Origin of the sequence: Sphaerospermopsis reniformis (assembly GCF_005402885.1) — a bacterium.
Lineage (GTDB): Bacteria > Cyanobacteriota > Cyanobacteriia > Cyanobacteriales > Nostocaceae > Sphaerospermopsis > Sphaerospermopsis kisseleviana.
This window is the reverse complement of sequence record NZ_BJCE01000156.1, coordinates 1-13,012: the sequence shown is the minus strand read 5'-3', so window position 1 is coordinate 13,012 and position 13,012 is coordinate 1. Positions and strand designations below refer to the sequence as shown.

Annotated in this window: 11 protein-coding genes and 2 pseudogenes; 7 read left to right on the top strand and 6 right to left on the bottom strand. The window is 37.2% G+C overall.

Annotated elements, in window-relative coordinates; genetic code table 11:
• The 5 genes and pseudogenes from FFR48_RS18950 to fba all read left to right on the top strand — a co-directional run.
• Positions 1-210: pseudogene (locus FFR48_RS18950) on the top strand (ATP-binding protein); the annotation flags it as partial.
• 26 nt (positions 211-236) lie between these two features.
• Positions 237-1,964 (top strand): ABC transporter ATP-binding protein, encoded by a 1,728-nt coding sequence (locus FFR48_RS18945; protein WP_137668442.1) that lies wholly within the window; start codon positions 237-239, stop codon positions 1,962-1,964.
• A gap of 42 nt (positions 1,965-2,006) precedes the next feature.
• Positions 2,007-2,114: pseudogene (locus FFR48_RS18940) on the top strand (ABC transporter permease); the annotation flags it as partial.
• Positions 2,115-2,257: 143 nt separating this feature from the next.
• Entirely contained in the window at positions 2,258-2,410 is a 153-nt protein-coding gene (locus tag FFR48_RS18935; RefSeq protein WP_162501917.1) for a hypothetical protein, read from the top strand.
• Positions 2,411-2,600: 190 nt separating this feature from the next.
• The gene (fba, locus tag FFR48_RS18930) at positions 2,601-3,674 is read left to right on the top strand and encodes a class II fructose-bisphosphate aldolase (protein WP_096567579.1); all 1,074 of its coding nucleotides are present in this window, start codon (positions 2,601-2,603) and stop codon (positions 3,672-3,674) included.
• 194 nt (positions 3,675-3,868) lie between these two features.
• Here fba and FFR48_RS18925 read toward each other — a convergent pair whose 3' ends face one another.
• The 5 genes from FFR48_RS18925 to FFR48_RS18905 all read right to left on the bottom strand — a co-directional run bounded on the left by FFR48_RS18925 (position 3,869) and on the right by FFR48_RS18905 (position 9,670).
• The gene (locus FFR48_RS18925; protein WP_137668441.1) at positions 3,869-4,681 is read right to left on the bottom strand and encodes a carbon-nitrogen hydrolase family protein; all 813 of its coding nucleotides are present in this window, start codon (positions 4,679-4,681) and stop codon (positions 3,869-3,871) included.
• Positions 4,682-5,191: 510 nt separating this feature from the next.
• On the bottom strand, positions 5,192-5,836 hold the full coding sequence (locus FFR48_RS18920) for an HAD-IA family hydrolase (protein WP_096567583.1): 645 nt from the start codon (positions 5,834-5,836) through the stop codon (positions 5,192-5,194).
• 118 nt (positions 5,837-5,954) lie between these two features.
• Positions 5,955-7,160: an NAD(P)/FAD-dependent oxidoreductase gene (locus FFR48_RS18915; protein WP_096567585.1), complete on the bottom strand. Its 1,206-nt coding sequence runs from the start codon at positions 7,158-7,160 to the stop codon at positions 5,955-5,957.
• Between the two features lie 160 nt (positions 7,161-7,320).
• Positions 7,321-7,896 carry a GNAT family N-acetyltransferase gene (locus FFR48_RS18910; RefSeq protein WP_096567587.1) on the bottom strand — a complete coding sequence of 192 codons (576 nt, stop codon included), beginning with the start codon at positions 7,894-7,896 and terminating at the stop codon, positions 7,321-7,323.
• A 277-nt stretch (positions 7,897-8,173) separates the two neighbouring features.
• Positions 8,174-9,670, bottom strand: a complete 1,497-nt coding sequence (locus tag FFR48_RS18905; RefSeq protein ID WP_371851460.1) for a phospholipase D-like domain-containing protein — start codon at positions 9,668-9,670, stop codon at positions 8,174-8,176.
• A gap of 397 nt (positions 9,671-10,067) precedes the next feature.
• Between FFR48_RS18905 and FFR48_RS18900 the strand changes: the two genes are divergently transcribed.
• A complete protein-coding gene (locus FFR48_RS18900; protein ID WP_096567591.1) occupies positions 10,068-11,231 on the top strand; it encodes a cysteine desulfurase family protein in 1,164 nt (387 codons plus the stop codon).
• Between the two features lie 224 nt (positions 11,232-11,455).
• Positions 11,456-12,184, top strand: a complete 729-nt coding sequence (locus FFR48_RS18895; protein ID WP_137668439.1) for a Uma2 family endonuclease — start codon at positions 11,456-11,458, stop codon at positions 12,182-12,184.
• Here the strand turns inward: FFR48_RS18895 and FFR48_RS18890 are convergent.
• Positions 12,181-12,759 (bottom strand): Uma2 family endonuclease, encoded by a 579-nt coding sequence (locus FFR48_RS18890; protein WP_137668438.1) that lies wholly within the window; start codon positions 12,757-12,759, stop codon positions 12,181-12,183. The genes FFR48_RS18895 and FFR48_RS18890 overlap by 4 nt on opposite strands.
• Positions 12,760-13,012: the final 253 nt, after the last annotated feature.

The window sequence follows — 13,012 nt, the reverse complement described above, 5'->3', positions numbered from 1 at the left end:
GCCCTTGACCAAGAACTGCGGGAAAAAATGGGACAAGCAGCCGTCAGAGCCGCCTAGTTTATCAACTACACTGGTGCAGTAACTATAGAATTTCTCCTCGTTAAATCTGGTCATTTTTACTTTATGGAAATGATCACCCGTATCCAAGTTGAGCATCCAGTCATAGAAATGGTAACGGTCGTAGACCTGCTAGTAGAACAAATTCGCATTTACAAATATGTACTGACTAATGACTAATGACTAAAAATCGTTCTAATTATTGGTTACTTTTACCCTATATCCGCAAACAATGGGAAACTATTTCTAAGGGATTTGTGGGTATTATAGGCTATGTTTTAGCTACGTTAACGCTAATTAATCTTGCAGGTAAATTAGCAGTTCCCTTTGGACAGGGTAATGTAGTGGCGATCGCTCAATTAACGGGATTTTGTGCTTTAGTATTTCTTGTGCGGGGTTTTTTTCAATCTGTACAAGATTTATATATGGCTAAGGCAGCTTTAAGGGTTGCTTTTTATCTCCGTCAACAGGTTTATACCCACTTACAAAAACTCAATCTCAGTTATTTTGAAACTGCAAAAGCTGGAGATTTATCTTATAGGTTAACAGAAGATGTAGACCGAGTTGGGGAAGTTGTAAATAAGGTGTTTCATGATTTGATTCCCTGTGTTTTACAACTAATTGCTATTCCCATTTACATGATTTATTTAAATTGGCAACTTACCCTAGCTACGGTAATTGTAGCGCCAATTATGGGAATTTTAATTGGTTGGTTTGGGGAACGTTTACGCAAATTTTCGCTCAAAAGTCAAAACCGAATTTCTGATTTATCAGCTATTTTAACAGAAGTTTTTAGTGGGATTCGTTTAATTCAAGCTTTTGCAGCAGAAACTTACGAAATTAATAGATTTAGTCATGAAGCAGAAAGAACTTTAAAAGCTAAATATTCCGCCGAAAGATTAAAAGCAATACAAATTCCCATTGTGGGTTTTTTAGAAGCTGTCAGTGCTTTATCTTTGTTGATGGTGGGAGCTTGGCAAATTTCCCAAAATAATTTAACGGTAGGTGAATTTTTCAGTTATTTAGCAGCAGCAGCTTTGCTAATTGATCCTATCGGTCATACTACCAATAATTATAATGAATTTAAACAAGGTGAGGCTTCTGTTGATCGGGTTTTTGAGTTATTAGCTATTCAACCGACGGTATTAGAAAACCCAATTTCTATTACCCTTCCTGATGTGAATGGTAAAGTTGAATATCGTGATGTAAGTTTTTCTTATAAACCTGGTGAACTGGTATTAAATAATATTAGCTTATTAGTAAATCCAGGAGAAGCTATTGCACTTGTCGGTGCTTCTGGTGCGGGAAAAACTACATTTGTGAATTTATTACCAAGGTTTTATGATCCTGAATCTGGGGATATTTTTATAGATGATGTTAATATTAAAGATGTAACATTAAATAGTTTAAGAAAACAAATTGGTATTGTTCCCCAAGAAACAATTATGTTTTCAGGAACTATCGCTCAAAATATTGCTTTTGGACAAGAAAACTTTGAGATGACAGCAGTCGAAGAAGCTGCAAAAATCGCTAACGCTCATCAATTTATTATGCAATTACCCGCAGGTTATCAAACTTGGGTAGGTGAGAGAGGTGTAAACTTATCAGGAGGACAAAGACAGAGAATAGCGATCGCCCGTGCTGTACTCTTAAATCCGCAAATTTTGATACTGGATGAAGCAACATCAGCCTTAGATTCCGAGTCAGAAGCCTTAGTACAGGAGGCTTTAGAAAGATTAATGGAAAATCGCACGGTGTTAATTATTGCCCATAGATTATCAACAGTGAGAAAATGCGATCGCATATTAGTCTTAGAAAAAGGGCAAATTGTCGAATCAGGAAATCATGAAGAATTGTTAGCATTAGAAGGAAGATATGCGCGGTTTTATGCACAACAATTTAGTTAAGTTTACTTGATTTGCGCTAGATTGAACCCGATCCAAAGCTTGATATCCATGAGAATACAAGCCTTGGGTGCAAATATTCCCTATCAATTTTTGTTGATGTTACCTTATGCGATCGTAATTTTGGCATTACAGCTATTTTCAGGTAAATAAACCACATTTTGATTTAGGTTTCGCTTCAAAAATGTAGGGGCGTTCGCGAAGCGTGCTGGAAGCATCAGCATTCGGACAATTAATTATCGGTTTTTACCTAAGACTATCATCCGAATGCTTCGCCCTGACTGTGGTCTAAAGACATGAAAACTGCTGTAGTCAGCAAGGAAACAGGAGCGCCCTTGGGGAAGTCAAAAGTCAAAAGTCAAAAGTGGCGAGTTAGGAAGCAAACAACAGATCCATTATTCCCAGTCACCAGTCACCAGTCACCTAGCCTACCAAACCAACACTGTTGACAGTAGCTAATATGACAACAGTACATGGAAACTATAGATTACCTTGATAGAGTAAGACCGCAAACTTTTTCAACATAAACACCCCATACTAGATATAATTTCCTATAAGTTGAAAAAACTCTTAAGATTAGCGTAAACATTACGCCTGTCTAAAACTGATTAGCTGACAAACACATTAGGAGGACTATCTATGGCGCTTGTACCTATGCGGCTACTTTTGGATCACGCTGCTGAAAACGGTTACGGTATCCCTGCTTTTAACGTTAACAACTTAGAGCAGATTCAAGCAATCATGAAAGCTGCCGATGAAACAGATAGCCCTGTAATTTTACAAGCTTCTCGCGGCGCTCGTAACTACGCTGGTGAAAACTTTCTGCGCCACCTGATTTTGGCAGCGGTAGAAACCTATCCTCATATTCCCATTGTCATGCACCAAGATCATGGTAATGCTCCTTCTACCTGCTATTCAGCTATCAAGAACAACTTCACCAGCGTGATGATGGATGGTTCTTTGGAAGCTGATGCTAAAACTCCTGCCAGCTTTGAATATAACGTTGCTGTCACCAAAGAAGTTGTCAATGTTGCTCACTCTTTGGGTGTGAGCGTTGAAGGTGAGTTAGGTTGTTTAGGTTCTTTAGAAACCGGTGCTGGTGAAGCTGAAGATGGCCACGGTTTTGAAGGTACTCTGGATCATTCTCAATTGTTAACCGATCCTGATCAAGCTGTTGAGTTTGTAGAAGCTACCCAAGTAGATGCTTTGGCTGTTGCTATTGGCACTAGCCACGGTGCTTATAAATTTACCCGTAAACCCACTGGCGAAATTTTAGCGATCAGCCGCATTGAAGAAATTCACCGCCGTTTACCTAACACCCACTTGGTAATGCACGGTTCTTCTTCTGTACCCGAAGATTTAATTGCATTGATCAACGAGTTTGGTGGTGCTATTCCTGAAACCTACGGCGTACCTGTTGAAGAAATTCAAAAAGGTATCAAGAGTGGTGTGCGTAAGGTAAATATTGACACTGATAACCGTTTGGCTATCACTGCGGCTGTACGTGAAGCTTTGGCTAAAGGTCCCAAGGAATTTGATCCTCGTCATTTCTTGAAGCCTTCGATTAAGTATATGCAAAAAGTTTGTGCTGACCGTTATCAACAGTTTGGAACTGCTGGTAATGCAAGCAAGATCAAACAAGTTTCTTTAGAAGAGTTTGCTGCTAAATACGCTAAAGGCGAATTAGTAATGAAAGCTGCTGCTAAAGTTTAATTTTTTCTCAAAAATAAAATAGGGTATAGCCTTGCTATACCTATAGATAAATAAACCGGGGGCGTTTGTGGTTCCCGGTTTTTTTTCAGCAAACCCTAGATAATATTTACACCGAAGGTATGAAAACTCAATTTTGATCATTGATATTTGTAGCTAGATCCCCAATTTCTTCAAGAAGTCGGGGATCTAATTTGCTAAAAGACTCGATGCTGTAAAGATGGCATTTGACGGCGCACCTGTTCCAAACGAGAAGGTTTAATTTCAGCGATCGCCACTCCTGGTTTATCCCCCGCATCAGCTAAAATTACACCCCAAGGATCAATAATCATGGCGTGTCCGTGGGTTTGACGACGAGCATAGTTAGTACCAGTTTGAGCCGGTGCAATGACATAACAAGTATTTTCAATTGCTCTAGCTTGTAATAATACTTGCCAGTGGTCTTTCCCTGTAAAAGCCGTGAAAGCCGCAGGAACAAACACAACATGGACTTCCTTATCTGCTAAATGCCGATATAATTCTGGAAAGCGGACATCATAACAAATAGAAAGTCCAATATTACCCAAGTTTTCCGAAAAATAGATTGGGGGTAATTCCTTACCAGCCATAACGGTGCTAGATTCTTGATAGGTGTTACCATCAGGGACATTGACATCAAATAAATGTGCCTTGTGGTAGCGAGCAAGTTCTTGACCATTAGGATCAATAAGTAAAGCCGTATTGTAAACTTTACCTGTGCTATTTACAGGTACAGGAAAGCCGCCGCCCAGGATAGTAACTTGAAAGCGTTGCGCCATTTTTTTGAGAAATGTCTCTGTTGTTTGGGCGATCGCATCTCCTTGGGCAAGTTTATCTTTTTCCTCTCCCATAAAAGAGAAATTTTCTGGCAAACCCACTAACTCAGCACCCTGGCGCACGGCCAGATCAATAAATTCTTCTGCTTGTGCCAAATTTTTCTCTAGATCAGGCACACTGGTCATTTGAATAGCGGCGGCTAAATAAGACTTCATAGATTCAACAACAAACAGTGGATGACGGGATAGACTCTCAAATATAGCCGTAGACAGAGTAGTTAGGACATCAATGAATCATGAAACTCTCACTCTAATAGGGTTTTACTCCTGACTCCTGTACGGGCGAAGTAGGGGCGAAGCATTCGGAAAATAGCCTTTTCATAAAATTGATCATTGGTCGCCCGAATGCTTCGCCCTTGCAGAAAAATAGCCTTTTCATAAAATTGATCATTGGTCGCCTTCAAGCTTCGCCCCTACGACTCCTGACTCCTGGTATATATCGGTCTATACAGAATATCCCTAGCGTCTTATCTTAATATTCCTGTTGATTCTAGGAAACTATTTACAGCTATTTTCAGGTTTAACCCATTTTTAAGTGCTGTTTTAAAGTCGGTGGCAGATTTTTAGCTGCTTCTAGTCCGTCCACATCTTCCCAGTTAGTATTTTTATCCCAGCGGATATAACCAAACAATTCATCACCAAAATTTGGTGAGTTATTTAATAATTTTACTGGCGGTTAATCCAAATACCCCTTAAACCAGCCTTTCTTGCGCCATGATAGTCATCTGTAATACTGTCGCCAATATGCCATGCTTCTTCTGGTGAACAGTTATGACTTTGCAAAGCTATGTTAAAAATTTCCGGATCTGGTTTAGCTGTACGTACTTGGGTAGAAATGGTAATAGATTTAAAATAGTCTCTGAGTCCTAAGCTTTGTAATACTGAGTATAACCGAGAATCAAAGTTAGATAAAACACCCAACTCAACTCCCAACCGTCGCCAGTTCACTAAAGCTAAAGGAACATCTGGATAAACAAACCAAGGTTCAGCAGTACCAAAATGTATATAAAGTTCGCTAAAAAAAGCTGAAAAATCAGAAAATTCCCTGAGTACCCCTGCACCTTCAAAGGTATTGAGGGCGATGATCCGCCACCAGTCAAATTCTCGTTGGGGAATATCTTTAATATCTGGATCAAGAAATATCGGTGGTGGTGCTGCTTTAAAGCTTTTAAAAAATTCTTTATTTAAAATTTCTGGGGCAACTGTAACGGCAAATTCCTGGGCTATTTGACTATAAATTGCCCCTACACTACCTTTAACACCAAATAGTGTACCTACAGCATCTAAAAAAATAACTTTTGGTTTTTTCATAAGGAGATCAGGTGACAGGTGACAGTAAGAAGGCAAGAGGCAAGAGGCAAGAGGCAAAAGGGAAGAGTTTATTCTTACCAATCACCAATTACCAATTACCAATTACCGATTACCTATTTTACTGAGAAAGTGTTTTAATGATCGGACTAACTAACCAATTAAACCCGACTTTTAACTGATGTTCTAAGGTTGGTAATCTGTATAAATAAGCTAACCGACGGGCGATGTATGCTAAAGAACCATCGAGTTTAACACCTAAACCTGTGAGGGTGGCGTTATCTATTCCCAAAGCCATCATTTCCCCTAGTTGTTGATAGCGGAAGGGAAGTAAAGGACGATTTGTTAAAGATGCCCAAATGTTCCATGCTGTATAATCTGCTTGTTGAAATGCTACTTGGGCGGTTGCGGGTACTTGTTTTTCTTCTGCATCTTTACAGTCTGCTAAGTCTCCTAAAGCGAAAATTTCGGGATGTTCTAAGACTTGTAATGTGGTTGTAGTGGTGATTTGTCCGCGTTGGTTTTGCTTGAGGGGTAGATTTTTTACCACTGGGGAAACTCTTGTACCGATTGTCCAAATTACCAAATCTACAGGAATTTCATCTACTTGATTTTTATACTCCAGGGAAATGGTATTTTCTCCTATTGATAATACTTTGGTTTCTAAATCTATAAACACGCCTCTAGCATCTAAGGCTTGTTTTGCGGCTTCGCGGTTAAATTCTGGGGAATTTCTTAAAATTTGATCACTGATTTCAATCAGGCGAAATCTGCCTTTTTCTCCTAGTCTATCTGCTAGTTTACAAGCTAATTCTACGCCACTGTAACCACCGCCAACTATGGCAACACGAATTTTTTCAGGATTTGATGCTTCTAAAATTCTCAGGCGTTCTTCTAGGTGATAAGCATCCGTGATGGTACGGAAGGGGTAAGCATGGTTGACTGCACCGGGTACTAAATCTAGGGGTGTTTCGCCACCTAATGCTAATACTAGGCGATCGTAGTCGATTTTTTGCCCATCTTGCAATTGTACCTGTTGTTTGTCAGTGTCGATTTCTGAGATTGTGGCTTGATGAAAACGTACTCCTGTCCCTTGTAGCAGTTCTTGGTATGGTGGGGCTATTTCCCAGGTTTGTAGTTCGCCAGTGAGGAGTTCGTAAAGTAGGGGAGAGAATAGAAAGCGATCGCTCTGATCTACTAAGATTATCTCAGGTTTGGGTGTATTTTCCCAGGGTAACTGGCTTAACCGTAAGGCGGTGTAGAGACCTCCAAAGCCTCCACCTAGTATACAGATTTTTGTAGTTGTTTTTGTAGTTGTTTGTGTCATGGTTTTGCTCAGAAGCTAAATTCTAGCAGGTTGATTTATTTTTAGTGTTATTCTTAGTGTAATGATTTATTGTGATATGGACTTGAATCAGATACGCAATTTATATCAAAAGCCATAAGGTAAAAGACTTTTCACACTGTCACCTGTCACCTGTCAGCTGTCACCTGTCACCTGCTATATTACGTTCTCTTGCCATTAGCCAACAATCCTGATATTTACCTTCGTGTAGATCATGACATGGTAACAGCTTAATTTTCACAAACCCACATTTTTCATAGCAGCGAATAGCACGGTGATTTTTTACATTAGGATCAATTACTATTTTTAACGCTTGCAGGGTGTTAAATAGATATTCTATCGCTAAAGATAACACTTTTGTCCCAATTCCCTGATTCCAATATTGAGTTTCACCGATAAATAAGTCAATGCCATAGACATTATTTGTATCTTGTAAAGAATACATTTTGCTAATATGTTCTGGTAGTTTATTCAGTTCATAATATTGTAAATAACCAATGTCTATATTTTGATATGAGAAAATCCTGGGAATAAGTGATTCTTTTCCTAATATTCTGGGCTTATAGGTTTTGATTGCCTTCTCTAAATCATAAGGTTGATCTCTTCCCCCATAGAATTGTAATACTTTTTCATCTGTGCGCCATTTTTCCATTAATAAATAGTCATGTTTATGATTTTGCATGGGACGAATTTTTATTTCGTCTTTGATAATTAGCATAGGTTATATTTATATAAATTCTCTTGGTTTTTCTTCATTTTAATAGTAGGTAATATACGGACTATACAACCATTTTTAATACTTTAATTACCTGACTAATACTCAATGATTACAAGTTTTTGAAACTTGATTTACTTAATATTCTTACTAACTTACATTATATTACCATTATTATCAAATTTTAGCACTAATACCCGGTATTTATTATAAGTTTTATAAAGATGTCAATTTTTGCTTGCTAACTTGTCACCTACACCATTAATGGTCTATTAATGGTTTATGATTCTGCTTGTATTGCTGTGTTGAGATTAATTTTTTGATTGGTAAAATCAGGAATAGATGATTGAGTTTTTATTTGCGGACATTGTTTAATTTCAGCATCATTTTTTGCCTGAATTGTTGACGGCAATCCTGTTTCTATGGTAGAATAAAGACGGTTAAACTCACGCTGAAAATGTGCAGATACTGTAGGACTTTCAATAATTAACAAAGTTTCGTCGTTATTATGATTTCCTGCTTCTGACCAATTATGAGAACCTGTAATTACTGTTGTGTTATCAATAATCCCAAATTTATGATGCAAAGAATCACCTGTTGCTAATGTGGGTATTCCAACGCTAGTAATAGGATTTTGCCAAGGACGGTTATCAACTTCATATTTACAGTTTTCAATTACAGCTAAACCCATCATATCTAAAGCTTCACTGTAGGAACGATAGGCAAATTGTGAGTCAAGTAAAGCGCGAATTTTTACATTTTGATTATGGCGATTTTCCAAAATATTGGCAATTCTTTGATCGGAAAATACAAACAATGCCATATCTATATTTTTACTTGATTTATCTAAGGTTTGGGAAATTAAACCATTACTAGAATTATTCCAAGGTTGAGTGGGAGAAACAGGGGAAAAGTTGACGGTAATTAGATTGTTGACTAAAGTAATTGTTTGGGGTTTACGTATAGGTTTGTTAACACCAAATTTACTATCTGGGTTTCCTCCTAGTCCATCACCCCAGAGGATATTAAATTCTTCGGTAAATAAATTAGCTAAGTCTTGACTATCAATTTTCAATAAGTTATTTGCATTACCTAAACTGCTAGAATTGCTAATATCTCCTGAAGTGTCACTGAAAGTAAAATTAGCAGAAGTAATTATTACAAAACGATTATCAACAATGATAAATTTATGGTGCATCAAACCACTACCAGCAGAACCATCTGCTGTGTCATCTATCCAGGAAATTTTACTATTTTTGATAATGACTAAAGCATCACGTTGATTGATTTCCTCTAGTGTGATTTCATTATCTTGATTAATATCAACAAATTTTCTAAATTCTTTGTATCTTGCTTTTTCTCTTCCTTCTAACTTTTTAACTTCTACATCAGTTAAACTACTCCAAGGACGAGAATAGTTGTTTTCTAAAATTAACCGAACTTTAACGCCAGATTTTTGTTTTTCTGCTAATGCTTGGGCAATTTTTGGTAAACGTAATTCTTGGACTGCTATATCTATGGTAAATTGGGCTTGGGAAATAAGATCAAGAATCTGTTTTTCTAAATCATCTCCTAACCGGGTTTGTTGTCGGTAGGTTTCTTGATATTCTGACGCTTGGGAATGATTGAAGTAAACTTGAATTAATTGATCTTGGAGTAGTGGTGCTAACCTTTGATTTGAAGATTGATTTGAAGAGTTGACTTTTTGACAACTGGTGAGAGTAAACAAAAAGAAAAATATATAAGATAAAAACTTAAGATGGGGAAAAATGGACATGATAATCTGATACAAATAAATAAGGGATAATTAAGGAAGTTAGAAGTTATGTACAATTCATGGAAGAACGAACAACGAAGAAGGGAAGGACAGGAAGTAAAGAGGTGAGATAGGTATTTTTTGTGAGTGCTAAGAGGGTGTTTGAAAAGTCATGATTGATGTATTAAATATTTTATACCCCTCCCTAACCCTCCCCTTGGTAAGGGGAGGGAACTGGATTTTCTTGTTTCCTCCCTTGATAAGGGGAGATTAAGGGGGGTAAAAATGTGATAAAAATACGAGATACAACTTTTAAAATATCCTCTAAGAAAGCAAAAAGTTCTGACTCCTGACTCCTGACTCCTAATAATTTATTATTGCCCATAATAGATGTTAAATTATCAAAATTATTGATTTTATGCAAATTTATCTAGATTACAGTGCTACTACTCCCCCTCGTCCTGAGGCGATCGCTGTTATGCAATCAGTTTTAACTCAACAGTGGGGTAATCCTTCTAGTTTACATGAATGGGGCAACCGTGCAGCTTTAATTTTAGAAACTGCGCGGATGCAAGTTGCAGGTTTAATCAATGCTGTTCCTGAATCAATTATTTTTACTTCTGGGGGAACGGAAGCAGATAATTTAGCGATTATGGGTGTAGCTCGATGTTATGCTGTACCGCAACATATTATTATTTCTAGTGTGGAACATTCGGCTATTTCTGAACCAGTGGGAATGTTAGAAAGTTGGGGTTGGGATGTCACCCGGTTGGGTGTAGATGCACAAGGTAGAGTTAATCCTGAAGATTTAAAAGCAGCTTTACGACATAATACAGTTTTAGTATCTATGATTTATGGACAAAGCGAAGTGGGGACAGTTCAACCTATAGTAGAATTGGGAAAAATTGCTAAATTACATGATGCTTTATTTCATACAGATGCAGTACAAATTGCTGGACGTTTAGCGATAGATGTGAATAATTTACCTGTTGATTTATTGAGTATTTCTAGTCATAAATTATATGGTCCTTTGGGTGCGGGTGCTTTATATGTGCGTCCAGGGGTGGAGTTAATACCTTTGTTGGGTGGTGGTGGCCAGGAAAAAAAATTGCGTTCTGGTACACAAGCAACTCCCGCTATTGCTGGTTTTGGGGTTGCTGCGGAGTTAGCTGGAAAGGAGTTAGAAGGGGAAAAAATAAGATTAATAAAATTGCGCGATCGCCTCTTTTCTTTGTTAGAAAATGTCCCCGGTTTAATTCCTACTGGTGATATGATTAATCGTTTACCCCATCATCTGAGTTTTTGTTTAGAATATGCAGATGGTGAAAAAATCAGTGGTAAAACTTTAGTTCGTCAGTTAAATTTAGCGGGAATTGGTATTAGTGCGGGTGCTGCTTGTAATAGTGGTAAATTAAATCCTAGTCCGATTTTATTAGCAATGGGATATTCTCAAAAAGCTGCTTTAGGAGGAATTAGGTTAACCTTAGGAAAACAGACAACGGAAGCGGATATTGATTGGACTGCGATGGTTTTGAAACAGGTTTTGCAGAGGTTGGTAAATGTGGAATTAGTCAGGAGTTGATCGTGAGAATTTTTTGTCAGAATCAGAATGTCCAGGATTAAAGGATTTACAGGATTTTTGTCTCACTCCTTCTCTCGTTCCCAGTCTCTGACTGGGAATGCTATCATAGAGTCTCTGACTTAAATTTTATTACAAAAGGCAGAGCCTTTAATAATTCATTCCCATACAGAGTATGGGAACGAGTAAATTACCAATTACTAATTACTAATTACCAATTACCAATTATGTATCAAACAGATCCACCACGTTCTCCTCAAGAAGTATTACCAACGATGTATGATCTTAAAAGTGAAGATCCAGAGGAAAAAGGTTTGCCAGATCAATTTCATTTATTACAACCTCGTTTATTAGACGAAACTTTTAAATCTTCTGTTTATCCTAGCGACAAAATCTTTACCGCTAGTGATATGAATTTATATTATGATCCCAATCATCCCACATGGTATAAAAGACCAGATTGGTTTGTATCTGTGGGTGTTTCTCCCCTTTATAAAAATGGTGATTTACGTTTGAGTTATGTAATTTGGCAAGAAGGAATTACTCCTTTTGTGATAGTTGAATTACTTTCACCAGGTACAGAAAAGGAAGATTTAGGACAGACTTTAAGAGATGTGGAAAAACCGCCGACAAAATGGGAAGTTTATGAACAGATTTTAAGGATTCCTTACTATGCGATTTTTGACCGTTATACCTATACATTTAGAATGTTTAAATTAGATGGTGGTCGTTATGCAGAAATAGATTTATCATCATTAAATTATCGGTTTTGGATACCCGAAATAGAGTTAGGTTTGGGTGTTTGGGAGGGAATATATAATAATATTCAACAACCTTGGTTAAAGTGGTATGATGTTTCTGGTAATTGGGTTTTGACTCCTACGGAACAGGAAAGAAAACAAAAGGAAAGATTGATAGAACAGTTAAGAAAGCTGGGTGTTGAACCTGATATTTAATAGACAAGTGGTAGCATTTCCGCTATCACAAGTTCTAAATCAGGAAAATCTAAAGGTGATATTTTTTGATGTTCTGTGAAAATTTCTTGATTTTGATAACCGTCTATTGTTGGATTTCTAAATACAATTAATTCGCGTTTGACTACATCTAACACCCAATAATCTTTAATTCCTGCTTGAGAATAAGCCTTAGCTTTGATTTCTGTATCCAGCTTTAAACTACTATCTGCAACTTCAATAATGAAATAAATTTCATCTGGTGTAGGATGATGATCTACATAGTCTAAAGGATCTATTTTGACTACAGCAACATCTGGTTCAGGTTCAGACCTTTCATTTAATTTTACAGGGTCTTGAATAGCTATCCAAGCCTGATTTTCTAAAAGATTTTGTAGTAATTTATTTGTTCTTCCCACTGCTGAACGGTGGGCTGTTCCTTTAGTAACTATGCAAATTATTTTCCCTTCTAATAATTCTACTCGTTCACTTGGTTCAAATATTCCTGCTTCAGCCATTCTGTGGTATTCATCAACAGTCCACAGCCGCAATTGTAAGGGTGATTCTGTGGTTTGCATAGTTAATTGAGGTAAATATTTATTTTACTATTATATGATATTTTCTTTGTCAGAATCAGGATGTCCAGGATTTTAGGATTTACAGGATTTTTTATGAGATAATGGAAATAAAGGAACTGTGAACGAATAATGATTACTCAATTAATGGTTCAACCCTCATCTTTAATATCTTCTGGTATGAAGATGAGTGAATTTGGTGATATTTATCTATTTAAGTTTACCGATGAATTACAATCTCGGTTTGAAGAACTAT

Coding starts and splice junctions, on each gene's coding strand:
- FFR48_RS18890 (WP_137668438.1), bottom strand. CDS start 12,759: ATGCAAACCACAGAATCACCCTTACAATTGCGGCTGTGGACTGTTGAT.
- FFR48_RS18925 (WP_137668441.1), bottom strand. CDS start 4,681: ATGAAGTCTTATTTAGCCGCCGCTATTCAAATGACCAGTGTGCCTGAT.
- FFR48_RS18935 (WP_162501917.1), top strand. CDS start 2,258: ATGAAAACTGCTGTAGTCAGCAAGGAAACAGGAGCGCCCTTGGGGAAG.
- FFR48_RS18910 (WP_096567587.1), bottom strand. CDS start 7,896: ATGCTAATTATCAAAGACGAAATAAAAATTCGTCCCATGCAAAATCAT.
- FFR48_RS18915 (WP_096567585.1), bottom strand. CDS start 7,160: ATGACACAAACAACTACAAAAACAACTACAAAAATCTGTATACTAGGT.
- FFR48_RS18905 (WP_371851460.1), bottom strand. CDS start 9,670: ATGTCCATTTTTCCCCATCTTAAGTTTTTATCTTATATATTTTTCTTT.
- FFR48_RS18895 (WP_137668439.1), top strand. CDS start 11,456: ATGTATCAAACAGATCCACCACGTTCTCCTCAAGAAGTATTACCAACG.
- FFR48_RS18945 (WP_137668442.1), top strand. CDS start 237: ATGACTAAAAATCGTTCTAATTATTGGTTACTTTTACCCTATATCCGC.
- FFR48_RS18920 (WP_096567583.1), bottom strand. CDS start 5,836: ATGAAAAAACCAAAAGTTATTTTTTTAGATGCTGTAGGTACACTATTT.
- FFR48_RS18900 (WP_096567591.1), top strand. CDS start 10,068: ATGCAAATTTATCTAGATTACAGTGCTACTACTCCCCCTCGTCCTGAG.
- fba (WP_096567579.1), top strand. CDS start 2,601: ATGGCGCTTGTACCTATGCGGCTACTTTTGGATCACGCTGCTGAAAAC.